This window comes from Streptococcus raffinosi (genome assembly GCF_030284685.1).
GTDB lineage: Bacteria > Bacillota > Bacilli > Lactobacillales > Streptococcaceae > Streptococcus > Streptococcus raffinosi.
This window is the reverse complement of record NZ_JASUZV010000003.1, coordinates 103,617-128,898: the sequence shown is the minus strand read 5'-3', so window position 1 is coordinate 128,898 and position 25,282 is coordinate 103,617. Positions and strand designations below refer to the sequence as shown.

Annotated in this window: 22 protein-coding genes; 8 read left to right on the top strand and 14 right to left on the bottom strand. The window is 38.4% G+C overall.

Annotated features, from left to right (window positions below):
- The first annotated feature begins 8 nt into the window (after positions 1–8).
- The 3 genes from pstB (at position 9) to QRD39_RS03130 (ending at position 4,124) form a co-directional block, all read left to right on the top strand.
- On the top strand, positions 9–767 hold the full coding sequence (pstB, locus tag QRD39_RS03140) for a phosphate ABC transporter ATP-binding protein PstB (RefSeq protein ID WP_285955634.1): 759 nt from the start codon (positions 9–11) through the stop codon (positions 765–767).
- Positions 768–794: 27 nt separating this feature from the next.
- Positions 795–1,448, top strand: coding sequence for a phosphate signaling complex protein PhoU (gene phoU / locus QRD39_RS03135; protein ID WP_037608866.1), 654 nt, complete (start codon positions 795–797; stop codon positions 1,446–1,448).
- 135 nt (positions 1,449–1,583) lie between these two features.
- Positions 1,584–4,124 carry a M1 family metallopeptidase gene (locus QRD39_RS03130; protein WP_285955633.1) on the top strand — a complete coding sequence of 847 codons (2,541 nt, stop codon included), beginning with the start codon at positions 1,584–1,586 and terminating at the stop codon, positions 4,122–4,124.
- A gap of 153 nt (positions 4,125–4,277) precedes the next feature.
- Here the strand turns inward: QRD39_RS03130 and xerS are convergent, their stop codons facing one another.
- From xerS to QRD39_RS03085, 9 genes are all read right to left on the bottom strand, one after another.
- Complete coding sequence (gene xerS, locus QRD39_RS03125) at positions 4,278–5,348, bottom strand: tyrosine recombinase XerS (protein WP_285955632.1); 1,071 nt, start codon at positions 5,346–5,348, stop codon at positions 4,278–4,280.
- A gap of 198 nt (positions 5,349–5,546) precedes the next feature.
- Positions 5,547–6,536 (bottom strand): lipoate--protein ligase, encoded by a 990-nt coding sequence (gene lplA / locus QRD39_RS03120; RefSeq protein ID WP_285955631.1) that lies wholly within the window; start codon positions 6,534–6,536, stop codon positions 5,547–5,549.
- A 91-nt stretch (positions 6,537–6,627) separates the two neighbouring features.
- On the bottom strand, positions 6,628–7,533 hold the full coding sequence (locus tag QRD39_RS03115; protein WP_285955630.1) for a type II restriction endonuclease: 906 nt from the start codon (positions 7,531–7,533) through the stop codon (positions 6,628–6,630).
- 126 nt (positions 7,534–7,659) lie between these two features.
- Positions 7,660–8,250, bottom strand: coding sequence for a PD-(D/E)XK nuclease superfamily protein (locus QRD39_RS03110; protein WP_285955629.1), 591 nt, complete (start codon positions 8,248–8,250; stop codon positions 7,660–7,662).
- Positions 8,247–9,095, bottom strand: coding sequence for a DNA-methyltransferase (locus QRD39_RS03105; RefSeq protein WP_285955628.1), 849 nt, complete (start codon positions 9,093–9,095; stop codon positions 8,247–8,249). The genes QRD39_RS03110 and QRD39_RS03105 overlap by 4 nt, the downstream gene beginning before the upstream one ends.
- Complete coding sequence (locus tag QRD39_RS03100) at positions 9,088–9,930, bottom strand: DNA adenine methylase (RefSeq protein WP_353056651.1); 843 nt, start codon at positions 9,928–9,930, stop codon at positions 9,088–9,090. Before QRD39_RS03100 ends, QRD39_RS03105 begins: the two co-directional genes overlap by 8 nt.
- Positions 9,931–10,023: 93 nt before the next feature.
- Positions 10,024–12,285 (bottom strand): glycogen/starch/alpha-glucan family phosphorylase, encoded by a 2,262-nt coding sequence (glgP, locus tag QRD39_RS03095; protein ID WP_285955626.1) that lies wholly within the window; start codon positions 12,283–12,285, stop codon positions 10,024–10,026.
- A gap of 1 nt (position 12,286) precedes the next feature.
- On the bottom strand, positions 12,287–13,786 hold the full coding sequence (gene malQ, locus QRD39_RS03090) for a 4-alpha-glucanotransferase (protein ID WP_285955625.1): 1,500 nt from the start codon (positions 13,784–13,786) through the stop codon (positions 12,287–12,289).
- Positions 13,787–14,063: 277 nt separating this feature from the next.
- Complete coding sequence (locus QRD39_RS03085; protein WP_285955624.1) at positions 14,064–15,065, bottom strand: LacI family DNA-binding transcriptional regulator; 1,002 nt, start codon at positions 15,063–15,065, stop codon at positions 14,064–14,066.
- Between the two features lie 218 nt (positions 15,066–15,283).
- Here QRD39_RS03085 and QRD39_RS03080 point away from each other — a divergent pair, with 218 nt between their 5' ends.
- The 5 genes from QRD39_RS03080 (at position 15,284) to QRD39_RS03060 (ending at position 20,244) form a co-directional block, all read left to right on the top strand.
- Positions 15,284–16,531 carry an extracellular solute-binding protein gene (locus QRD39_RS03080; RefSeq protein ID WP_285955623.1) on the top strand — a complete coding sequence of 416 codons (1,248 nt, stop codon included), beginning with the start codon at positions 15,284–15,286 and terminating at the stop codon, positions 16,529–16,531.
- Between the two features lie 113 nt (positions 16,532–16,644).
- Positions 16,645–18,003, top strand: coding sequence for a carbohydrate ABC transporter permease (locus QRD39_RS03075; RefSeq protein ID WP_285955622.1), 1,359 nt, complete (start codon positions 16,645–16,647; stop codon positions 18,001–18,003).
- Positions 18,003–18,839, top strand: coding sequence for a sugar ABC transporter permease (locus QRD39_RS03070; RefSeq protein WP_002889349.1), 837 nt, complete (start codon positions 18,003–18,005; stop codon positions 18,837–18,839). Before QRD39_RS03075 ends, QRD39_RS03070 begins: the two co-directional genes overlap by 1 nt.
- Positions 18,840–18,854: 15 nt before the next feature.
- Positions 18,855–19,991 (top strand): ABC transporter ATP-binding protein, encoded by a 1,137-nt coding sequence (locus QRD39_RS03065; RefSeq protein WP_002889347.1) that lies wholly within the window; start codon positions 18,855–18,857, stop codon positions 19,989–19,991.
- Positions 19,992–20,151: 160 nt separating this feature from the next.
- Positions 20,152–20,244 (top strand): type I toxin-antitoxin system Fst family toxin, encoded by a 93-nt coding sequence (locus tag QRD39_RS03060; protein WP_286657680.1) that lies wholly within the window; start codon positions 20,152–20,154, stop codon positions 20,242–20,244.
- 146 nt (positions 20,245–20,390) lie between these two features.
- Here the strand turns inward: QRD39_RS03060 and QRD39_RS03055 are convergent, their stop codons facing one another.
- Genes QRD39_RS03055 through efeO form a run of 5 tightly spaced genes read right to left on the bottom strand, consistent with a single transcriptional unit; the run spans position 20,391 to position 25,044 of the window.
- The gene (locus tag QRD39_RS03055) at positions 20,391–20,579 is read right to left on the bottom strand and encodes a twin-arginine translocase TatA/TatE family subunit (RefSeq protein WP_037613447.1); all 189 of its coding nucleotides are present in this window, start codon (positions 20,577–20,579) and stop codon (positions 20,391–20,393) included.
- Between the two features lie 12 nt (positions 20,580–20,591).
- Positions 20,592–21,320, bottom strand: a complete 729-nt coding sequence (gene tatC, locus QRD39_RS03050) for a twin-arginine translocase subunit TatC (RefSeq protein WP_002889346.1) — start codon at positions 21,318–21,320, stop codon at positions 20,592–20,594.
- Complete coding sequence (locus tag QRD39_RS03045; protein WP_285955621.1) at positions 21,307–22,992, bottom strand: FTR1 family iron permease; 1,686 nt, start codon at positions 22,990–22,992, stop codon at positions 21,307–21,309. Before QRD39_RS03045 ends, tatC begins: the two co-directional genes overlap by 14 nt.
- The gene (efeB, locus tag QRD39_RS03040) at positions 22,970–24,175 is read right to left on the bottom strand and encodes an iron uptake transporter deferrochelatase/peroxidase subunit (protein ID WP_285955620.1); all 1,206 of its coding nucleotides are present in this window, start codon (positions 24,173–24,175) and stop codon (positions 22,970–22,972) included. The genes QRD39_RS03045 and efeB overlap by 23 nt, the downstream gene beginning before the upstream one ends.
- A gap of 5 nt (positions 24,176–24,180) precedes the next feature.
- Entirely contained in the window at positions 24,181–25,044 is an 864-nt protein-coding gene (gene efeO, locus QRD39_RS03035; RefSeq protein WP_285955619.1) for an iron uptake system protein EfeO, read from the bottom strand.
- Between the last annotated feature and the right edge of the window lie 238 nt (positions 25,045–25,282).

Genomic DNA, 25,282 nt, shown 5'->3' with positions numbered 1-25,282 from the left:
GAGCATCTATGACTAAACCAATCATTTCCATCAATGATTTATCGGTGTATTTCAATAAGAAAAAAGCCCTTAATAACGTGACCATGGATTTCTATCCAAATGAAATCACAGCCCTTATCGGACCTTCAGGATCAGGAAAATCAACCTTGCTCCGTTCTATCAACCGAATGGGAGATTTAAACCCTGAGTGGACGCTTACTGGAGCAGTATCTTACAATGGTCATAATGTCTATAGTCCTCGAACGGACACTGTTGAGTTACGAAAGCAAATCGGTATGGTCTTTCAACAACCTAATCCCTTCCCCATGTCTATCTATGAAAACGTGGTTTATGGACTTCGTATCAATGGTATCAAAGACAAAGCAGTCCTTGATAAAGCAGTCGAAGAATCTCTAAAAGGTGCTTCAATATGGGAAGAAGTAAAAGACCGTCTCCATGAATCAGCTCTCGGCCTTTCGGGAGGACAACAACAACGTATCTGTATCGCAAGGGTTCTTGCAACATCACCAAAGGTTATCCTACTTGACGAGCCAACATCAGCTTTGGACCCTATCTCGGCAGGAAAAATCGAAGAAACCCTCTACAACCTAAAAGACCAGTACACTTTGTTGCTTGTTACTCGTTCTATGCAACAAGCTAGTCGTATCTCCCAACGAACAGGCTTTTTCCTTGATGGACAACTCATTGAATATTCATCGACTAAGCATATGTTCCTTAATCCACAACACAAAGAAACAGAAGATTACATTACCGGTAAGTTCGGTTAAGAAAGGACGGATTCATTACCAATTATGATGTTACGAACACCCTTCGAAGAAGAATTAGCAAAACTCCACAATCAATTTTATGCCATGGGTACCGAAGTTGCTGCTCAGCTCAAAAAAGCAGTACGTGCTTTCATCAGCCATGACCGTGAATTGGCTAAAGAAGTTATTGAAAACGATGAAATTGTCAATAACTACGAAACCAAACTTGAGAAAAAATCGCTTGAAATTATTGCCCTTCAGCAACCTGTATCAAGTGATTTACGTACTGTTATCACTGCACTAAAAGCATCTAGTGACGTCGAGCGTATGGGTGACCATGCCGTTGCCATCGCAAAGGCGACCATCCGTATTAAGGGTGAAAACCGAATGACTGATATTGAAGCTGAGATCAAGAAAATGGGGAAAGCAGTCCGCCATATGGTTGAAGAAGCTCTTGAAGTTTACTTGAATGCTGACGAAAAGCGTGCTTATGAAATCGCAGCTTCAGATGAAATCATTGACAACTTTTTCCGTGATATCCAATCCATGACGGTAGAAGGTGTCCGGAAAAATCCAGATGCAGCCTTCGCTGCCAAAGAATATTTCCAAGTACTCATGTATTTGGAACGCATTGGTGACTACGCCCGTAATTTATGCGAGTGGGTCGTCTATCTCAAATCCGGTAAAATCATTGAACTGTAGGCAAAGCTTGCAATCTATGTTATAATGGGTCTGTATTGAATAAATTCAGTCCCTTTTCTTTTAAAGTAAAGTACCTAATATCGAAACATTTGTCAGTCTGTTTCGATACGAAAAGTTAGTTAGGAGTATATACGTATGACAGCATCTGTTGCTCGTTTTATCGAAAGTTTCATCCCTGAAAATTATAATCTTTTCTTGGATATTAATCGTTCTGAAAAGACCTTTACAGGGAATGTTGCCATTACAGGTGAAGCCCTTGATAACCATATCTCCCTTCACCAAAAAGACCTTACCATCCATTCTATTCTCTTGGATAATGAATCACTAAACTTTCAAATGGATGATGCCAATGAGGCTTTCCATATTGAACTTCCAGAGACTGGGGTTTTAACGCTTGTCATTGAATTTTCAGGTCGTATTACAGACAATATGACCGGGATCTACCCATCATATTACACCCACAATGGTGAGAAGAAGGAAATCATTTCAACACAGTTTGAATCTCATTTTGCGCGTGAAGCTTTCCCATCTATTGATGAACCAGAAGCTAAAGCAACCTTTGATTTCTCATTGAAATTTGACGCTGAAGAAGGCGATATTGCCTTGTCAAATATGCCTGAAATCAATAGTCATCTCCGTGAAGAAACTGGCGTTTGGACCTTTGAGACAACACCACGTATGTCAACTTATCTCCTAGCCTTTGGGTTTGGAGCTCTCCAAGGTAAAACCGCTAAAACTCAAAACGGTACAGAAGTCGGCGTCTTCGCTACAGTTGCACAAGCAGCAAACAGTGTTGACTTTGCGCTTGACATTGCCGTTCGTGTCATTGATTTCTACGAAGATTATTTCCAAGTAAAATATCCTATTCCATTGTCTTACCACCTTGCCCTTCCTGATTTCTCAGCAGGTGCTATGGAAAACTGGGGACTTGTTACTTACCGTGAGGTTTACCTTCTTGTAGATGAAAATAGCTCTGCTGTAAGCCGTCAACAAGTAGCCCTTGTTGTTGCCCACGAATTAGCTCACCAATGGTTCGGTAACCTTGTAACGATGAAATGGTGGGATGACCTCTGGCTTAACGAAAGTTTTGCCAACATGATGGAATATGTTTCAGTAGATGCTATTGAACCAAGTTGGAACATCTTTGAAGATTTCCAAACAACTGGTGTTCCACATGCCCTCCAACGTGATGCTACAGATGGTGTCCAGTCTGTCCATATGGAAGTCAATCATCCTGATGAAATTAATACCCTCTTTGACAGTGCCATCGTTTATGCTAAGGGTAGCCGTCTCATGCACATGTTGCGTCGTTGGCTAGGTGATGAAGCCTTTGCCAAAGGACTTAAAGCTTATTTTGAAAAGCACCAATATAATAACACTGTTGGACGTGATCTTTGGGATGCCCTTTCAGATGCTTCAGGAAAAGATGTCTCTAGCTTTATGGATACTTGGTTGGAACAACCAGGTTACCCAGTAGTTAATGCAGAAATTGTTGATGACACGCTTATTCTTAGTCAAAAACAATTCTTCATTGGTGAACACGAGGATAAAGGACGACTTTGGGAAATCCCATTGAACTCGAATTGGAAGGGTCTACCAGATACACTTTCAGAAGAACGAATTGAGATTCCAAATTATAGTCAACTTGAAGCCCAAAATGAGGGGGCTCTCCGTCTCAACACAGCAAATACAGCTCACTACATCACTGAATACCAAGGACAGCTCTTGGACAATATCCTTGATGAATTTGCACTCCTTGATACTGTAAGTAAACTTCAAATCTTGCAAGAACGTCGTCTCTTAGCTGAAAGTGGACGTATTTCTTACGCAAGCCTAATCACCTTGCTTGATTTGGTTGAAAAAGAAGAAAGCTTCTTGATTGCTCAAGCTAAATCACAAATTCTTAGCGGTTTGAAGCGTTTTATTGATGAAGATACAGAAGCAGAAGTGCATTACAACGCCTTGGTACGCCGTCAATTCCAAAATGACTTTAAGCGTCTTGGTTTTGAAGCCAAAGAAGGCGAGTCAGATGAAGACGAGATGGTACGTCAGACAATGCTTGGCTATTTGATTCAGGCAGACTATCAACCGGCCGTTTTAGCAGCAGCAAGTGTCTTCCAAGCACATAAAGAAAACTTCGAAAGCATTCCAGCAAGTGTCCGAGGTCTTGTCCTTATCAACCAAATGAAACAAGAAAACAGTCTTGAGCTTGTTGAAGAATATGTGAATGCTTACGTTGCAACCAACGATAGTAACTTCCGTCGTCAATTGACTCAAGCAGTCGCTTACCTTAAAAATCAAGAAGGTCTTGACTACGTTTTAGGTCATTTGAAGGATAAAAATGTTGTTAAACCTCAAGATTTGTACCTTTGGTACCTAAGCTTCCTTAATAAATCTTATGCTCAAGAAACCATTTGGAACTGGGCTAAAGAGAATTGGGAATGGATTAAGGCTGCCCTTGGTGGAGATATGAGCTTTGATACCTTTGTTAATATCCCAGCATCGGTCTTTAAAACTCAAGAACGTCTTGATCAGTATATTGCCTTCTTTGAGCCACAAACAAGCGATAAAGGCCTAGAACGTAATATCTTGATGGGAATTAAGACAATTGCTGCACGAGTAAACTTGATTGACAAAGAAAAAGCAGCCGTTGAATCTACACTTAAAGATTATTAGTGAAAATAAACAAGCTTTCCAAATGGAGAGCTTGTTTTTGCGTGAACTATTTTACATAAATAAAGTTATGTTATTCTAAACCGCTTTATTGCATAATTAAATTTATGTAAATTACAAAACCATTCCGAGTTGAAATGACTAGTAGTAAACTTATCATAGATTGTCTAGGGCGTTTTTTTGCTCATCATTAACAATATGCGTGTAAAGATCGGTAACCTGAGTGGAAGCATGGCCAAGTTGGTGACTAACTAAAACTTGAGACTTGGTAGCATCATAAAGACGTGTTGCCAAGGTGTGTCGTAATTTGTGGGGAGTTACACGTATCTTGAAATCCTGAGAATATTTAGCAACCATTTTTTCGATACTTGAAGCATCAATACGGTTAGGCACACCTCGATATTCCGTTAAAAATAGGGCAAGATCTTGCTTTTCAGCCTTATAGCGTTTATCACGTATACTAAGATAAGTCTCAAGATAAGGTTTTGCAAAACTTGCTACATTAACTGAGTCTCGCTTGCCCCCTTTTCGAGTGACATCAATGACCATCATCTTTAGATTGATGTCTTTAAGGTCCAGATTAACAGCCTCAGAAAGACGAACACCTGAAGCCAGCAGCAAGGCAATAATTGCTAGATCTCGCTCTTTATTCTTATAAAACGACGATTTTGCTCGATTTGATAGTTTGACTTCGTATTCTTTTTCTACATAATCAAGGAACTCCATGGTTTCATCGCCTAGAAAGAGTTTCTGTTTGATATTCTCAGCTCGAGCAGCTAAAGTTTCTTTCTTTTTCTTAGTAGAAACTTTTTTCATGACGTTACGATAGAAATATGGCTCACCATCAGGACCCTCGACCTCCTCGGTTAAATACTTATAGAGACTAGATAGAGCTGAAAGTGTCCGGTTAATGGTCGTTTGAGAGACACCTTGTTTTGTAGAATAGGTATTTAAAGAGGGACGTTCACGGAGATAAAGGACAAATGATTCCATATCTTTTTTCGTAAGATTTTCTAGGGTTTTGATGTCAATTGAGGCAATCTCATCAGCATCTGAAATGCCTGAGTCAATCAACCAGTCAAAAAAGCGTTTATATTCCTTGAGATATTCATATAAGGTCGTAAAAGAATACGGTACCGATAGTTTCGATTGGTAATATTCCAAGATGAACCACGGCATGAGAGCTTTGTATTCTTCAATTTTTTCCAGTAAAAGTTCACGTTTCATTGGTTTATTTCTCCATAATTACTTAATAGAAGTATATCACACCTATATCTTTCTTTCAAGAAAATTACAGTTTTTCGGAAAGATGTTATAAGGTGTTTTTTACTTAGAGGTTTTTATAGATTTACCGGCCAGCCTATATAGAGACTAATCATAAAAGAAAAAACAACCTGGAGTTTTCCAGATTGTTTCAAACAATAATTAAGCAACGATAGCTTTTGCAACCTCCTCGGTTGTCATGCGTGAAAAATAATGTGTTGTGTCAATAGTTTCAAGTTTAGCCAGGACATCTTCGTACTCGTAAGGTACACCGACCAAAAGTTCTTCAATATCAGATACATCTCCAATACCAAAGAAATCGCCGTAAATCTTAACAGATTTGATAATTGAATTCTCAACATTGGCATAGGTTGAAATCTTACCAGCTGGATAACGAACGTTACGTTCTACTGTGTATTCTGGTGATTGACCGTATGTCCAGTCCCAGGTATTGAATTGTTGCTCATAAGACTCTTGAATCTTAGACAATTCGTCTTCAGAAAGGACGTATTCAGTCATTTCTGGGTAGAATTCTTTCATTTTTTCCAAGATTTTATCTGAGAATTCATTTACGGTAATTTTTTCTGGCAATTCATCTACAATGTTTGTCACACGAGCACGTACAGACTTAACGCCTTTAGATTCAATTTTGTCTTTGCTGACTTTGAGAGCTTGGCCAAGAACGGACATATCAACGTCAAAGAGCAAGCAACCATGGTGCATCATACGACCTTTATAGTAAGCTTGAGCATTTCCACAGAACTTTTTACCATCGATTTCAAGGTCATTACGGCCAGTAAATTCAGCCTTAACTCCCAAATCAGCAAGTGTTGCGATTACTGGTTGAGAAAAAGTCTTAAAGTCAAATGCGCCTTCATCTGCCTTATTAGAGATGATGGTATAATTAAGGTTGTTCAAATCGTGATAAACAGCGCCACCACCAGACAAACGACGAACGACCTTAATATTATGAGCATCTGTATATTCTTTGTTAATCTCTTGAATGGTATTTTGGTGTTTCCCAACAATGATAGCTGGACGGTTAATCCAGAGAATGAATAATTCATCTTCATTTACCAATTCACGAAAGGCATAGGCTTCCAAAGCAATATTATAGGCAGGATCATTTGATGTGTTTACGATGTATTTCATGAGGTCTCCTCTTGTAATGTGATACTTATATTATAAAGGAAAACGGTGACAAAGTACACGAAGATGGCTTGGGAGATAACACGTTAACTTGTTACTTTAGTAAATTAAATAGAAATCCATTTTTTAACATTTCTAAATTAAAGACATTGACAATGTGTCCGAAAGCCTCAGCTAGTGGGAGATGAGCGGTTTTCCAGCCTATTCCATCTGTCACCCAAACAAATTCCACGTTATCTTCTGATGTGACTACAAACTGGCTTAGTTCTGTAAATTCCCCAGCTACAGCTTTAAGCTTGCTTCCACCTCCACCATAGTAATTTGTTTCAATTAACCACACTTTATGTTTTTCTTCAGAATAGACTGCAACATCGAATCTACGTTGAGATTTATCAACTGGTACATCAATATTCCAGGTATTCTTAATAAAACTTGCAGTTGCTTGAGCTTTATAGGATAGACCGTATGCTTTGCATACTTTTGAGACATTTCTTTCAAGTATACCTTCCATCGTTGTACCACTACGATTCTTACGGCCATTACTATCTAATCCTGTTTCAACCCCATAGACATAGTCAACTAGAGACCTATTGGCTTCATTTTGAAGAAAATTTAAAAGACCGGATCTCTCAATAAAATCTATATAACCTTTGATATAATGTGTATCAATATTTTTAAAATCTAATTGATAAAAACTCATATTATCAGTTTCATCCAGTGATAACACATCAATAACCTTATCACGGCATGCAATTAAACTGGGAATGGCCTTTAATAGTTCTGGTTGTTTTTCAAACAACTCTAGAGCAACGTTATAAATATTTTTCTTACCAATTAAATAATTTAGTGTATTTAATTCAATCTCAAATTTTTTAGTTTCTCGATTTACTTTTTCCCAATTCACATAATATTCAGGTGTGCGATTTGTGACAGAAAGAGTCGATAAAAAAATATTAAGACGGTCTGATGGTAAAGATGAAATATATTTGTAGTAATCCATTATTGTAATCTCCTTGAACTATTATTAATTATATGGTCATTTCATTAGTTAAAATGAAGATAATAAATGTTCTTATTCAGTAAAAGTTCTTATATTCATTGGATAGTATTAGAAGTAACTTTATTGTCAAACTTCAGGTACAGGTAATCCAAACTCCTTTAATGGAATATAATTAAACCGATAATAACATCCGACACTATTTACATAATCTAGAACATCTTTATATTTCTTCTTCAAGAACCATTCATCTAGAAGATAATAATACTTTACTTCCTTATTTAATGGAGAAAAAAGCTTCTTATACTGCTTTAGTTTAAAATCACAAGTCTGCAATTTTTCATCTACACTTCCATTAGTATTTTGAGTCTTTTTTTCAATTATGAAAACTGTATTATTATCCATTACAAAAATCGAATCATCTGGCAAAAGTTTTTTTGAAAGAATTTCATCGTATTTTAAATCTACTTCATCAAAATAACGGTATAAGCCATGCTTTTGAAATATTTCTGCAACGTACTCTCCTTTAAAGGTTACACTCCATCGAGAAACTTTTTTTCGTTTCTTTTTTGTAATTTTGCCATCTTTTCGCTCTATATCAAAATCATTCTCAAAAATTTCATATCCATTTTGCTTTGCGATAAACGTTGGCAAATCCGTTTTTAACTCAAAAGCTAATCCTGTTTTAGTATTTGCACCACCGACTCCACCTTTTATCAATTATTTCCCTCCTTTAAAAAAATTGTATCAGAACTTGTCATTGAAGCATATTTTTCTCTCTCTAATCTTGCTTGTGCTATTTTCAAATAATCTTTCTCAGAATCTATTCCAATAAAACAACGTCCTAACCTCTTAGCCACCACTCCAGTTGTACCACTACCTACAAAAGGATCAAGAATATAATCATTAGGTTTGGTAGATGCTAAAATGATGCGCTCTAAAAGGTACTCTGGCTTTTGGGTTGGATGCTTACCTGCCCACTTTTCAGCTTTCTTGGTTAAGGCACCAGTCCAGACATCTTTCATCTGTTTTCCACCATTAAGTTCTTTCATCAATTCATAATTATAATAATGCTTGGCTTTTTTATCATTTTTTCGAGCCCATAACACAGTCTCTGTGGAATGTGTGAAATAACGACAAGATAGATTCGGTGCGGGATTAGTTTTTTGCCATGTTATATTATTTAGGATTTTAAAACCTTCTTGTTCTAAGGCCATCCCAACAGAATATATATTATGAAAACTACCTGAGACCCAAATTGTTCCATTGGGTTTCAAAACTTTTTTTGCTAATCTAATCCAATTTCTATTAAAATCATGCTTTTCTTCAAGAGTATCAATTTTATCCCAGTCTCCTTTGTTTACTGAAACGACTTTACCTCCTGAATTTGAGAAACCTCCATTACTTAAAAAATATGGTGGATCCGCAAAAATCATATCCATACTTTCAGGTTTTATCTTTTTTAAAAACTCAAATGTATCTGCATGTACCAAGATTGCTTTATCTTTATAATAGTATGGTTTGTCCATTACAACACCTCCATACTTATATTCGTAATTATTCATAGTTTGTAACGATAATTTCCTTAATTTTCCCACGACTTGTCGGCTTTGCACCATTTGTACGCGAAGCATCCACATAATGGAGATTAAACTCTTGATAAAGATCTTCGACTAATGGACTTGAAGAATTTGATAAAATAACCTTAACACCACGTCGTGTTAAATCCCTAACGGTATTTCTTAACCTCACTTGATCTTCATAAGAAAAACCTTCATGAGTATAAGAAGTAAAAGAACTGGTTTCAGACAAAGGAATATAGGGTGGATCAAAATATACTAAATCACCATCAACGGCATCAGCAACAGCATTAGCAAAGTCTCCTTGTAAAATTTGAATATTATTGGCGTTTAGATACCTGGATACTTCATAAATCAAATCTTCGTCTAGAATTTTCGGATTCTTATATCGACCGTATGGGACATTGAATTGATTTTTTGAATTCACACGATAAAGACCATTAAAATCAACTCGTAACATATAAAGAATTCTTGCAGCTCTTTCAACATCAGTCATATCCTCAATACGTCCATCTCTGTCAGCAGAACGAATATTAAGATAATAATCTTTTGAATTCTTATCTTTATGTTCTGCTAATAGATCTATTAATTCATTCGGATTGTCTCGTATCTGTAAATACGAATTTATCAATTCCTCATTAAAGTCATTTATAATTGCATCACGAGGTAAGAGTTTAAATAATAGTGCTCCACCACCTATAAAAGGCTCATAATACCTATTAAAATCATCAGGTATTAACTCTGTCAAAATAGGTAATAACTTACGTTTACCACCGGTCCACTTTGTAAAAGGTTTCATTCTTTTATTATAACAAAACATAGATATTGATTACACACTTTTTTAGTTTTTTTTACACGTACATAAAAAACAAGACCATTTCTGATCTCGTTTTCCTTCTATGCAACTAGAATATTATTTTGTGTGCCAGATGTCTTTGTCATACTGTTCGATTGTACGGTCAGATGAGAAGAATCCTGCTTCAGCGATGTTGTAAACAACTTTCTTGTTCCATGCATCTTGATCTTCGTAAGCTGCATATACTTCTTCTTTCTTGTCGATGTATTCAGCCAAGTCAATCAATGTCATGAACCAGTCTTTAGAGATAAGTTCTTTGTGGAGACGTTCCAAGCGTTCTTTATCACCAAGTTTAACAAGATCTTTGCTTACGATAAAGTCAACAGCTGCTTTGATGTTAGCATCTTTTTCGTAGTAATCACGTGATACATAACCACCTTTATCGTAAAGGTCGATGATTGTATCAGAGTCTTTACCGAACGTGAAGATGTTTTCTGGTCCTACCAATTCAGCAATCTCAACGTTGGCACCATCCATTGTACCAAGTGTAAGGGCACCGTTAAGCATGAATTTCATGTTACCTGTACCTGAAGCTTCTTTAGAAGCCAATGAGATTTGTTCTGAAATATCTGTCGCTGGGATAAGGTGTTCAGCAACTGTTACGTTGTAGTTCTCAACCAAGTGAACGTTGAGGTATTTGCTTACTTCTGGATCATTGTTAATGAGTTCAGAAAGTGACAAGATCAAGTGGATGATGTCTTGAGCAATAACGTAGGCAGGAGCTGCTTTACCACCAAAGATGATAGTGATTTTACGTTTTGGAAGGTTTCCTTTTTTGATTTCCAAGTATTTGTGGATGACATACAAAGCGTTCATTTGTTGACGTTTGTATTCGTGGAAACGTTTGATTTGAGTATCAATGATTGAGTTTTCATCAAGGTCAATACCTTTATTGGCTTTAAGGTAACGTTTAAGTGACAATTTGTTGTCATATTTGATTTGAGACAAACGTTTGTGTACTGCAGGATCATCTGCAAAAGCAGCCAATTTTTCCAATTGAGTGGCATCAGTAAGGTAATCATCACCAATCAATTCTTTAATGTAATCAGCAAGTTCTTGGTTTGAGAATTCCAACCAACGACGGAATGTAATACCGTTAGTCTTATTGTTGAAACGTTCTGGATAAAGGTCGTAGAATGGTTTCAACTCAGATGCTTTAAGGATTTCTGTGTGAAGTGCTGCAACACCATTTACGCTTGTAGAGAAGTGGATATCCATGTGTGCCATGTGAACACGGTTGTGTTCGTCAATGATTTGAACACGTGGATCATCGAATTTTTCACGAATGATAGCATCCAATTTTTTGATGATAACAACAAGGTGTGGAACAACTTCTTCAAGGTAGTCAAGAGGCCATTTTTCAAGGGCTTCAGCCAAGATAGTGTGGTTTGTGTAACCAACCATTTTGCTTACGATTGCTACTGCTTCATCAAATTCAAATCCATGTTTTTCTGTCAAAAGACGGATCAATTCAGGGATTACCATTGATGGGTGAGTATCGTTGATTTGTACGTAAGCGTAATCTGGAAGATCGTGAAGGTTAGATCCACGTTCGATAGCTTCGTCAATCAAAAGTTGAGCAGCATTTGATACCATGAAGTATTGTTGGTAGATACGCAAGAGCTCACCTTTACGAGTTGAATCATCTGGGTAAAGGAAAAGTGTCAAGTTCTTTTGAATCTCGTCTTGATCAAAAGTGATTCCTTTTTCAATCAAACCATAGTCCAAACCATTGATATCGAAGAGGTTAAGGTAGTTCTTAGTTTCTTTCTTGTAACCCAAGATATCCAAACGGTCCAAGCGAGATTTCAAAGTGAAGTTTTTGAATGGAACATCATAAGAAATGTCAGTTGGTACCAACCATGATTGGTCTTCAATCCAGTAGTTTGGTTCTGCTTCTTGTTTGTTATCTTTGAAGACTTGTTTGAAAAGTCCACAGTGGTAGTTAAGACCAACACCTTCACCGTTGATGCCAAGTGTTGACATAGAGTCGATAAAACATGAAGCCAAACGTCCCAAACCACCGTTACCAAGAGATGGTTCTGGTTCAACATCTTCAATTTCGCTGATTGATTTACCAGCAGCAGCCAATTCAGCTTTAACATCTTTGTAGATGCCCAAGTTGATCAAGTTGTTAGACAAAAGTTTACCGATCAAGAATTCAGCTGAGATATAGTAAACTTTACGTTTGCTATCGTTTTTAGGCTTTGGAGCAGCTGCTTCTTTTACGAATTCCAACAAAAGATAGTAAATTTCTTCGTTTGAAAGGTCCTTAAGATTTTTGTTTTTTGCTTCAACATAATTTGTAAATGTAGACATTTTAGTTATTACCTCGATTATATCTTTCTGTAATATCAGTCAAAAATTCTTTCTTATCAACAGTGATTTCACCTGGAAGCATACGCCATTTCCAGTTTTCCCCAACAGTGTTAGGGAAGTTTGTACGGCTGTTTTCAGGTTTATCAAGAATATCTTGCATCGTCGCAATGGCTGTGTTGCTTACTGTTGCAAAGAGTGTGCGTAGAAGGGCACGCGTGATAGGCTCACCTTGACGACGGTTGATATATGCATCTGTGTAATCACGTTGCTCTTGCGTCAAATTATCATACCAGCCGTTAACCACTTCGTTATCATGTGTCCCTGTGTAAGCCACTGAGTGTTGTGTATAGACGTGTGGAATGTCAATACTGTTTCCAGTAGTGTCATAGAAACCAAACTGCACAATCTTCATTCCAGGGTAGCCACAATCTGCAAGAAGTTGACGTGTCTTATCATCAATGTTACCAAGGTCTTCGGCGATGATGTTAAGGTCACCCAATTCTTTTTTAACCACTTTGAAAAGATCGTAACCAGGTCCTGGAACCCATTCACCATTTTCAGCAGTATCATCTCCACCAGGAATTTCCCAGAAGTCAGAGAAACCTTTGAAGTGGTCAATACGCAAGTAATCATAAAGTTTGAATGATTCTTGAATACGGAATACCCACCAAGCATAGTTTTCAGCTTTGTGTTTATCCCAAGCATAGATTGGATTTCCCCAAAGTTGACCAGTAGCTGAGAAGTTATCTGGTGGAACTCCGGCAATGTAACGTGGTTTACATTCAGCATCTAGTTTAAAGAGATGTGGTTGCGTCCAAACTTCAACACTATCAGCTGAAATGTAGATTGGCATGTCACCAATGATTTGAATACCATTCTCATTGGCATAAGCTTTAAGTTCAGCCCATTGACTGAAGAATAGGTATTGAACCACTTCGTGATAAGTAATCACTTCAGCAAGTTCCTTACGAAGTTTAGCGAGAGTAGCTTTATCGCGTTTAACTGCTTTTTTATCATCCCAATCTTGAAGAGCTTTGTTATCAAAGTGTTCTTTGATAGCCATAAATTCAGCATAATCAGCTAACCAGTTAGCATTTTTAGTTTTAAAAGCTTGGAATTTTTTAGCTTCTTTTTTATCTGCCAAGATAGCTTTTACTGCTTTTTCAAGGATTGGACGACGTGCCTCGTAAACTTTAGCATAGTCAATAAACTCAGGATCTGACCCAAAGTCAGCATCTTTAACATCAGCTTTAGTTAAAAATTTGTCACGAATAAGGAAATCCAAATCGATAAAGTGTGTATTTCCCGCTACCGCTGAGAATGATTGGTAAGGTGAGTCCCCATAACTTGTTGTAGTAAGTGGCAAAATCTGCCAGTAAGTTTGTTTTGTTTCTTTTAAGAAATCAACAAAGTCATAGGCTGCTTGACCGAAAGAACCGATCCCGTAGTCACCTGGTAGTGATGTGATGTGCATCAAAACACCGCTTGCTCGTTTGTTCATAAAGTTTACCTCAAATTATTTTTTACACTTATGATTATAATGCAAACGCTTGCATAAGTCAAGAGTTTTTAACAAAAAAATGGGATTTTTTTATATTTTTTTGAATGAATGTTCGTGAAATAAACGCTTTCATATCTAAATTATAGCTTTTTTAGATACACAGGCTCTTAGTTTTCTGAAAAATACGTCAATTCGAATATAAAAAATAGTCGGAACTACTTCTGTCTATCCATTTTTTTATGATCCTTTTCTGTCTATCCATTTTTTTATGATCCTTTTATATAGATGTTACACTTTCTCTTTCAATGAGATGGAAGGGAATAGTTACTTTCTGTGGCTCAGTATTTTCATCTTTCAGGATAGCAACTAATTTACGAACACTTTCTTTTCCCAGTTCCTGAATGTTAATGTCATAGGTTGTTAAGAAAGGATGCATGATTTCTGCAAATGAAGAATTGTTAATGGAGATAATAGAATAATCTTTCGGAATCTTTATTCCTTGATTGTTTACCCATTGGATAAGCCGAAGGGCAACAAGATCATCTTTAACAACCAATGCTGTAGGTAGAAAAGTTCGCAAGTGCTTTTTAAACGAATCAATTGTCTGAGATGAGAAAACAAGTTCAGGTAAGCTTTCTATATGCAACTCACTAACAGCATCTTTATAACCTTGATAACGCTCTTGGCCTACCTGACCAAAAAGATCATCAGTGACAAAGCCAATGGTTTGGTGACCTCTTGAATTTAGATAAAAAACTGCTTCTTGACCTATTGCCTTGTTATCATTATCGATATAAGTAACTTTATTTGTATTATCTACTGCTGCTCCAATTACTACAAAAGGTACTTTTTCTTTTAAGAGATAATCTTTAACAGGATCTTTTGTTTCTGAATAGAGGATGATAAATCCATCTGCACGTTTTTGACGATGCATCAGTTTAACTTGCTTAACCAATTCATCTAAAGTTGCTCCTGTAGCGATGCTGACAACCTGAGAATTACAACTAGCTTCTTCGTTAATCGCTGTTAGAATTTCCATATAGAAGGGTTGGCTAATATTTTCACGATTTGTTAAAGGCGGGAGTATAACACCTAAACTGTGTGTTAAGCCAGTCGCTAATACTTGCGCAGCTATGTTAGGAACATACCCTAATTCATCCATAGCCGCTCTGACTTTAATCTTGGTTTCTTCTGAAATAGCCGGATTATCTTTTAACGTTCGACTCACTGTCGACGGGCTGACACCAGCCTTCTTGGCAACATCCTTAATTGTAGCCATGTATATCCCTCTCGTTTCTATTCATAATCTAATTTGCTGAAGTGTGAGAATTACCCAATATAATTGCTATCAAGGTAATATTATAGCATTTAAGCAGAGAACTTCAAGTATTTTTGCAAGCGATTGCAGAAAATTAATTTTTTTAAACAAATCACTTGACAGAAAGTGAAAACGGTTGCATAATGTATCAGTAAACTAATTTTTTGGAGGAATTCGAAATGAAAAAATGGCAAAAAGTGCTACTTGGTAGTGCAGGATTACTAGTTGCTGGATCGCTCTTGGTAGCTTGTGGGTCTAACTCAAGCAAGAGTTCAAGCTCAGATAGTAAGACTTTGAAACTTTGGGTACCAACAGGTGCTAAGAAGTCATACAAAGACACAGTCGCACAATTTGAAAAGAAATCTGGCTATAAAGTTGACATGGTTGAAATGGAAGATCCAAATGCTCAAGAAAACTTGACTAAGGATGCCTCTACTGCTGCAGATGTCTTCTCACTTCCACATGACCAACTCGGTAAATTGGTAGACGCTGGAGCTATCCAAGAAATCCCAGAGCAATACTCAAAAGAAATTACCAAGCAAGATACTGAGCAAGCTGCTGTAGGTGCTCAATACAAAGGTAAAACTTATGCCTTCCCATACGGTATCGAAACACAAGTTACATACTACAATAAATCTAAACTTAACGAAGAAGATGTTAAATCATATGAAACAATCACTTCTAAAGCTAAATTTGGTAGCAACTTGAAAGAAGTTAATGCTTATGTAACTGGTCCTCTCTTCCTTTCAGTTGGTGACACACTCTTTGGTCAAAATGGTGAAGATGTGAAAGGGACAAACTGGGGTAACGAAGCTGGTGTGAACGTTCTTAAATTCATTGCAGCTCAAAAAGACAACAAAGGATTTGTTAATGTTGATTCAGCTAACATGATGGCTAAATTCGAAGATGGTTCTGTTGATGCTTTCCAATCAGGACCATGGGACTACGCTGCAGCTGCTAAAGCTGTCGGTAAAGACAATCTTGGTGTTGCTGTTTACCCAACAGTTAATATCGGTGGGCAAGACGTTCAACAAAAAGCCTTCATGGGTGTAAAACTTTACGCAGTTAACCAAACACCATCTAAAGGTAACGCTGAACGTATTGCTGCTTCTTACCAATTGGCACAAGCTTTGACAAGCAAAGACAGTCAAAATAACCAATTCACTACTGAATCACGTCATATCATCCCAGCTAACAAAGAAGTTCAAGCTTCTGAAGCCGTTCAAAAGGATGCTCTTGCACAAGCTGTCATTACGATGGGTTCATCTGACCAATACACAACTGTTATGCCTAAACTCAGTCAAATGTCAGTCTTCTGGACTGAAAGTGCTGCTCTTATGAGTGATGCCTATAACGGTAAGATCAAGGAAAATCAATTCCTTACTAAATTACAACAGTTTGATAAAGATTTGGCAGCAGCTAAATAAGAAACCTACAAATGAGATGGTAAAGAGGCAGGTGAAGGTCCTAGCCTCTTTATCTATGACTTATAGACAAAATAAAAACATCACTAATCATACATTTATCTGAGGAGATATCTATGTCACAAACAATCTACGACACAACTCCTATGCGCCAGGTCTTCAAAGAGGGTACATGGGATGTCAAATTATCCTTTCTGGTAATGGGATTGGCAAACTTGGTCAACAAACAGTTCACCAAGGGTTTGCTCTTCCTCCTCTCTGAGATTGCCTTTTTAGCGGCATTCGTTATCCAAATTGTCCCAGCTCTCCAAGGCATGATAACCTTGGGTACTCAAGAACAGGGTGAAGCCATTAAAGAAGTTAATGGTATCAAGCTAACTGTGCAAGTTGCTGGAGATAACTCGATGCTCATGTTGATTTTTGGTCTTGCTTCAGTAATATTCTGTGCAGTCTTTGCTTATATTTACTGGTGTAACCTTAAAAGTGCTCGCCATCTCATGGCTCTTAAGCAATCAGATCGTAAGGTACCTAACTTTATTGAAGACTTTAAGACCTTGGCAGATGGTCGCTTCCACATGGGGCTAATGTCTATTCCATTGATTGGTGTTTTGCTCTTCACCATCTTGCCTTTGATCTACATGATTTGTTTGGCCTTTACAAACTTTGACCACAATCACCCAGCTCCTAAATCACTTTTCGACTGGGTTGGCTTTGCAAGTTTTGGTGAAGTCCTACAAGGTCGTATGGCTGGTACTTTCTTCCCACTTTTGACTTGGACCTTGATTTGGGCGGTTGCCGCAACAGCAACTACTTTCTTCTTCGGTATTGTCCTTGCCCTCTTGCTTAACACTAAGGGGCTAAAATTCAAGAAAGTTTGGCGTACGCTCTTCGTTATTACTATCGCCGTTCCTCAGTTCGTATCACTTCTTTTGATGCGTAACTTCCTAAATGACCACGGTCCTTTGAATGGTTTGCTTCAAACCTTGCATCTTACAAATGGTCCGATTCCATTCTTGACTGATCCAGTTTGGGCTAAATTCTCTATTATCTTGGTTAATATGTGGATTGGTATTCCATTCACAATGTTGGTCGCAACTGGTATCATCATGAACTTGCCAACTGAGCAGATTGAAGCAGCTGAAATTGATGGAGCAAGTAAATTCCAAATTTTCAAGAGCATTACTTTCCCACAAATTCTCTTGATTATGGCGCCATCTTTGATTCAACAATTCATCGGTAATATCAATAACTTCAACGTTATCTACTTCCTTACTGGTGGTGGACCTACTAATTCTGAATACTATCAAGCAGGTTCAACTGACCTCTTGGTAACTTGGCTCTACAAACTGACTGTTAGCGCTAAAGACTACAACTTGGCATCTGTTATCGGTATCTTGATCTTTGCCATCTCTGCAACATTCAGTCTCTTGGCCTACACAAGATCATCTTCATTCAAGGAAGGGGCTGCTAAATAATGAAACGTAAGAAAAATCTTTACCTAACTGGTACTTATATCCTATTGACAGTTCTAGCTGTCATCTGGTTGATTCCGATTCTCTGGATCTTCCTTACAAGTTTCCGTGGTGAAGGAGCTAATGCGGTACCGTACTTCTTCCCTAAGACTTATACTCTTAATAACTACATCAAACTCTTTACCAGCGATGCTTATCCATTTGGAAAATGGTTCATCAATACCTTCATCGTTGCCACATGTACATGTATCCTCTCAACTTTGATTACCGTTGGGATGGCCTACTCACTTAGCCGTATTAAATTCAAACACAGAAATGGCTTCTTGAAATTGGCACTTGTGCTTAACATGTTCCCTGGTTTCATGTCAATGATTGCGGTCTACTACATTTTGAAAGCACTCAATTTGACACAAACCTTGACATCTTTGGTTCTGGTTTATTCTGCTGGGGCAGCACTTGGTTTCTACATTGCGAAAGGTTTCTTTGATACCATTCCTTACTCATTGGATGAATCAGCAATGATTGACGGTGCAACTCGTCTTCAAATCTTCACTAAGATTACCTTGCCACTGTCTAAACCAATTATCGTCTATACTGCTCTCATGGCCTTCATGGGACCTTGGGTAGACTTCATCTTTGCATCTGTTATCCTCGGTGACGTTAAAGATAAATATACTGTTGCCCTTGGACTCTATCAAATGCTTAACCAAGACGCAATCAATGAATGGTTCCTTCCATTTACCGCAGGTGCTATTATCATCGCCATCCCAATCACCCTTCTCTTTATCTTCATGCAGAAATACTATGTTGAAGGTGTAACCGGCGGATCAGTTAAATAATAAAGGATAAATGATATGACAACTCTTAAACTGGATAAAATTTACAAAAAATACCCAAATGCAACTCACTACTCTGTCGAAGATTTTAGTATCGACATTAAAGACAAGGAATTCATCGTTTTCGTAGGGCCTTCAGGATGTGGTAAATCTACAACTCTCCGTATGGTTGCTGGTCTTGAAGAAATCACTGAAGGTAAACTCTATATTGATGGTGAAGTGGTTAATGACAAATCACCAAAAGACCGTGACATTGCCATGGTATTCCAAAACTACGCCCTTTACCCACACATGACTGTCTATGAAAATATGGCCTTTGGTCTTAAACTCCGTAAATATAAAAAAGACGATATCGACAAACGTGTGCGTGAAGCTGCTGCTAGCCTTGGTTTGACTGAGTTCTTAGATCGTAAGCCGGCCGACCTTTCTGGTGGTCAACGTCAGCGTGTAGCTATGGGACGTGCTATCGTTCGTGATGCTAAAGTCTTCCTCATGGATGAACCTCTCTCAAACTTGGATGCTAAGCTTCGTGTCACTATGCGTGCTGAAATTGCTAAAATTACTCGTAATATTGGGGCAACTACCATCTACGTAACCCACGACCAAACAGAAGCCATGACCCTTGCTGACCGTATCGTTATCATGAGTTCTACTAAGAACCCTGATGGTTCTGGTACTATCGGTCGTATCGAGCAAATTGGTACACCTCAAGAACTTTATAATGAGCCAGCCAATAAATTTGTTGCCGGATTTATCGGAAGTCCTGCTATGAACTTCTTCAATGTCAAAGTTGATGGCAACCGTATCACTAACTCTGAAGGCTTGGATATTGCAATTTCTGAAGGTCAAGCTAAAATCTTGAAAGAAACAGGTTATCAAGGTAAAGAAGTTATCTTTGGTATCCGTCCTGAAGATGTTTCAAGCCGTCCAATCGTTCAAGAAGTATATCCAGATGCCAATGTAGATGCTGAAGTCGTTGTTTCAGAGCTCCTCGGTGCAGAAACAATGCTTTACCTAAAACTTGGAAAAACTGAATTTGCTGCTCGTGTTGATGCGCGTGACTTCCACAATCCAGGTGAAAAAGTTAACCTTACTTTCAACGTTGCTAAAGGTCACTTCTTCGACGCTGAAACAGAAAAACGTATCAGCTTGTAAGATAAAAAAATCAGCTCAAGAGGGCTGATTTTTTGTTTGGCATGATTAAATCACATTCTAACTTTTACTTCCTGATACTCACTAACCATATCTCTATCAATCTATGATATAATAGCCTTTGGCACCTCGACACCGCCTACGAAGGGAGGTGAATTTGCCTATGATGGATTTACTATTCAAAACTATCATCGGACCTATTGTGGTCGGTGTTATCCTTCGTCTAATCGACAAGTGGTTAAAGAGGGATAGATAGTGCTAAAAAAGACCCCGAGCTTATGTGGAAGTTAGCTTGGGGTCTTTTCTTGCCTATGATATAGACTTACTATTCAATACAAAAGTATTATGCCATAAAAGCTTATAATTGTCAAGAAACTTGAAGATATTCACTAAGTAGAGATCCTAGTCTTTACTCTTGTCTTCTTCGTCTTTTTTATCATCATCGGTCTTATTTACGGCTGCTTTAAATTCGGATAGCATTTTACCAATAGATTGACCAAGTTCTGGCAAGCGTTTAGGACCAAAGATGAGAAGGGCGCCTAGAACAATAATGATAAGTCCAGGAGCTCCGATATCACGTAGAATTCCCATGAAATCTCCTTTCTATTTTTCGTTATATTTTCTTTGTTTACGTTTATAAATGAGCTTACTAAGTGTTACGCTAACTTCATAAAGCAAGATTAAGGGAGCAGTCATGGCCAAGTCGCTGATAAAGTCAGCTGGTGTCAAAATGACCGCCAAAACCAAGAGAATAAAGTAGGCATAGCGTCTATAGTGTGTCAGAAAAACTGGTGTTATTATGCCGATAGATGTCAAAAAACTCACAACTACAGGTAGTTCAAAGAGAACTGCTAAAGGCACAGTCGTATGCAATAAAAAACTGAGGTAGTTTTGCGCTGTTATTTGCGTATTAAAGAGTCCTTCACCTAGTTTCAAAAGCACTTCTAAGATAGCTGGACTCACAAAATAATAGCCAAAAGCCAAGCCCAATACAAAACAGACAAAAGTTGCAGGTATATAAGCAAAGATTGCACGCGCTTCATTATCCTTCAAACCAGGTTTCACGAACTGCCAAATCTGGTAGGTGGTGAAAGGCAGCGTCACCGTAAAAGCCATAAGACTTGCTAGGTTAATGTAAATCCAAAGAATATCGTTAGGACCAAGAACCAATAAGGGCCTGTCAAATCCTCTGGTCAAATAAGCATAGAGCTCCCCAGCGAACAACAAGGTGATACAAAAAACTAGGAAAAAGCAAATGACTACTGCAATGAAGCGTCTCCGAAATTCCACCAGATGCTCAACAATTGTCATCTCATCCTTATTTCTTACCATGCTGTTTCACCGTCACAAAGGCAATAATAACAATAAAGATCAGTTGTGGAATCAAGACTTCCAAGCTTGGATAGATACCAGCCCAATCAATGGTTGGGAAACCACTAATCAAATGATTAGACATCATATTGGTCAACTGAAGGGCATGAATGCTGACACCGAGCATCTTAAAGGCCAAGGCATAAATCAACCAAGTTAAAATAAAGAAGATACGATGTGGTTTAATATAGTGACTCGCTTTAGTCATAGCTACAGCAATGATAACAAGAACTGCAATGGCTAAACCAATACCAATCAAGAAATTAGCTGTCGTGATACGTGGGATAATACCAACATAGAAAAGGATTGTCTCGGCACCTTCACGGAAAACAGCCAAGAAACTGAGGGCAAACATGGACACAAAACTTCCGGTAGCTGTCACCGCCTTCATCTGACGATCCATAAAGTCATTCCACTGTTTAACTGAAGACTTGCTGTGGAGCCATATTCCGATAAGAATCATCATCGCAACTGCAAAGATACCAACGCCACCTTCAATAATTTCACGGTTAGCCCCAGAGGTCACAGCTGGAAAGAAAACTTGCAAGATAACAGCTATAACTGCGCTGGCAAGAACACCAGCAAGGGCTCCGCCATAAACCCATTTGAGTCCCTTACGCATCTTGGCCGCCTTAAGAGTTGTCACAAGGGCCATGACGATGAGGAGGGCTTCTACTCCTTCACGCAAGAGAATCAACATGGCATCAAAGGCATTATAAGAAGCGCTAGTATCGATAGCAGATAAATCTGTAATTAAGGCTTGGAGTTTATCTTGATAAGCCTTTTCTTTCCCCTTAACCATGATAACAGGCGTTTCACTCTCCACACGTGTATAGAGGCTAGGATTAGTTGTGCTTACATCTCCTTCAATGGTTGGCCAGATAGTGATGAACTTCTTCATCGTTGCCGCAGCTGTTTTATCATCACCTGCTTGGAATTGACCTAGAGCTTTTTCCAAGAGCTTAATACCATCTTTAAGAGTTAAACTGGTGCTAGTGCTATCAAGAGGAACACCCTTGATAAAGTCATCAATCCCACCCTTAAGATCATCATAAGATGACTGGATGCTAGTGAAATCAGTAGGTTCTGTTTCAATGCTACTTCTCAGTAGTGAAATAGCGGTTTCAATCTTGCCATAGTAAGCGGTACTATGGTCACGGACAACAGCTTCATTTCGCGTCCAAGCATTATTTAATTCACCGTAAGTTTTACGGGTCGCAGCCAGGTCTTTAGCTGTGATGGCATCCTGTAAGTTCTTGAAATAAGGCTCAAGGCGAGTATTTAGTTTTTCCTTCTCTGCGTCTAAATCAACAGGATTTTGCTCTTTTTCAAATTTAAGAAGGGCTGACGAGATAGTGGTTAAATCTTCTTCTGTTACATCGCCCTTAATATCAAGAGCCTTGCTGACTTCTTTACCAGCCTTGGAATCGTGATTTTCTTTAGTTTCGAAATCGGACTTAATCTCACCAACCAATTCCTTAGCTTTAGCTTGATCTTTATTTTGAACAGCTGTTGTTGCATCTGTGATTTTGATATAGAGATCACTATAGGATTCAGCAGCTACTGGATAAGTCCAGAATAAGGCCAGTAGCCCCACCAAAACGAGGAGTTTATTCAAAGAGTGCTTGACCAAGGTAGCCTCCTTTCTCCACACCAGCAAAGCAAGCAAAGAGCCCGCTTCCGATATGGGTAATGTACTCATTCATCTTGTCTACAGCACCAAGATTGGTCAGAATTTTAACAAAATGGTCTGGATCCTTCTGGTAGGCAATGAAAATCAAGCCTGCATCAAACTGACCAGTTCTCTCATCAATACCATCCGAATAAGAATAGGAACGGCGTAAGATAGGAAGATCCACTTCTTTAGCCAAACGGACATGCGAATCGACTGGTAATTTTGACAAATCTACTTCGTCAAACTCATTTTTCTTACCAAAGGGGGCACCCGATTCCTTATAGCGACCAAAAGTGTTTTCCTGCTCCTGCAAATTGGTACGATCCCAAGTCTCCAAATGCATCTGTACCAGACGAAGAGCCATATAAGAACCACCCTTCATCCAGTCCTTACTGTCAGTCCAGACAACCTTGTCAAATTCCTTTTCTGTCGTCACATTAGCAGTTCCGTCCTTGAAACCAAAGAGATTTCGAGGCGTTTCCTTGCGGTCACCGATGGCTGCAAAACCTGATTTGCTCCACTTCATGGTGATTTTATTACGACCTTTACGAATCAGATTGCGGATAGCATGGAAGGCTACTTGTTCATCATCCGCACAGGCTTGAATAACGATATCTCCACCTGTATACTTGTCCTGCAACTGCTCCTTAGGAAATGGTGGCAAATCACGGAAGAGCTTAGGACGCTTGGATTCCAAACCAAGCTTTTTAAGAAAATCAGCCGAAACCCCAAAAGTCAGGCTCAAGCGATAGGGATTCAGTCCTACTGTTTCCCCTGTATCTTTTGGTGGCAAGAAGGCGTTGGCACCATTTTTTTGGACCAACTCTCCTTCGACCAATTTACTACTATAATCGGTCCAGTCTTTAAAAAGCTGGATGACTTCTTTTTTGTCCGTCGTGTGAAGGTCTAAAACCACCAAATAGCAAGCCTTCTGCATAGGAGTCGTAATCCCGGCCTGGTGCTTGCCATAGAAGCTAATATCTTCATCCCCATTTAGGGCTTTTTTTGTTGAACTATCCTGATTAGCGAAAAAAGCAGATGCACCAGAAAGACCAAGTGCAAGACCAGCCCCTCCAATACCTGCTTTTTTAAGAAATTCACGACGGTCCATTTTTTTATCTAAAAATTTTTCGTCAGTCATTTTTCTTATTTCCCATCTAGGATAACACCCATTTGTGATAATGGTTCACCAAGTTTCGTTACAGCTTCAGCCAATTCCTTAGTATCAGCCTCACTCAAATCAGTATAAGACTTATAGTTTTTATCATCAATCATGTGTTTGTCCAAAAGTCCATTCACATTCTTGAACTCTGTTTCCAAAGTCTTCACAAGCTTAGCATCTTTCTTCTCAATCAATGGCTTGAAGAGTTCAAAGATTTTTTCTGCACCTTGAATATTGGCACGGAAGTCGTAGAGATCAGTGTGTGAGAAGACTTCTTCTTCACCCGTAATCTTTTGAGTGGCTACTTCGTTAAGAAGGTCTACAGCTCCTGTCAACATAATATCTGGAGTAACTTTAACAGTTGCAATTTTAGCCTTGAGTTCCTTGATATCCTTAACCAATTGATCTGCATAAGTCGCAGTCCCATCCGTCGTGTTGTCCTGCCACATGATGCGTTCAATACGGTGGAAACCTGACCAGCCGTCTTCTGATTTATTTTCATCCATGTAATCTACCAAACGGTAATCGATTTTCACATCAGACTCACCAAAGCTTTCTGCAATTGGTTCTGAACGTTCGTAAGCCATACGAACTAATGGGTATTGTTTCTTAGCTTCTTCAAGATTTCCTGACTTGAGGGTTTCACTGAATCCCTCAGTATCTTTCAAAAGCTGATCAATTTCGCCTTCTACGAAAGTCTTGTAATCACTTGTAGCCTGCTTCAATTGCTTTTGCTCACTGGCTGTGAGTTTTGAGCTCGTCGGGCTTGAATTACCAGATTTGGCACAAGCCGTCAATAAAAGTCCTGATGCCAAAAGAACAACACCAAGTTTATTTAATTTTTTCATAAATGCCTCCTATTTTCAAGATAGTGTGCGACATCTGTCGATATATATGTGAATCGCCGCTTTCATGTTTATGAAAAACGAGCAATGATAAGTCAATAATGATCTCCCATTGTAGGAGAACATAATCTAAACTAACAGAAGAACCCAGCACTGTCAATGGTTTTAGCCTATTTAAGAACTATTCTAAAGAGCAGATAAGAATGATTCTAAATAAAAGAAAAACAACAGGAAATAACCT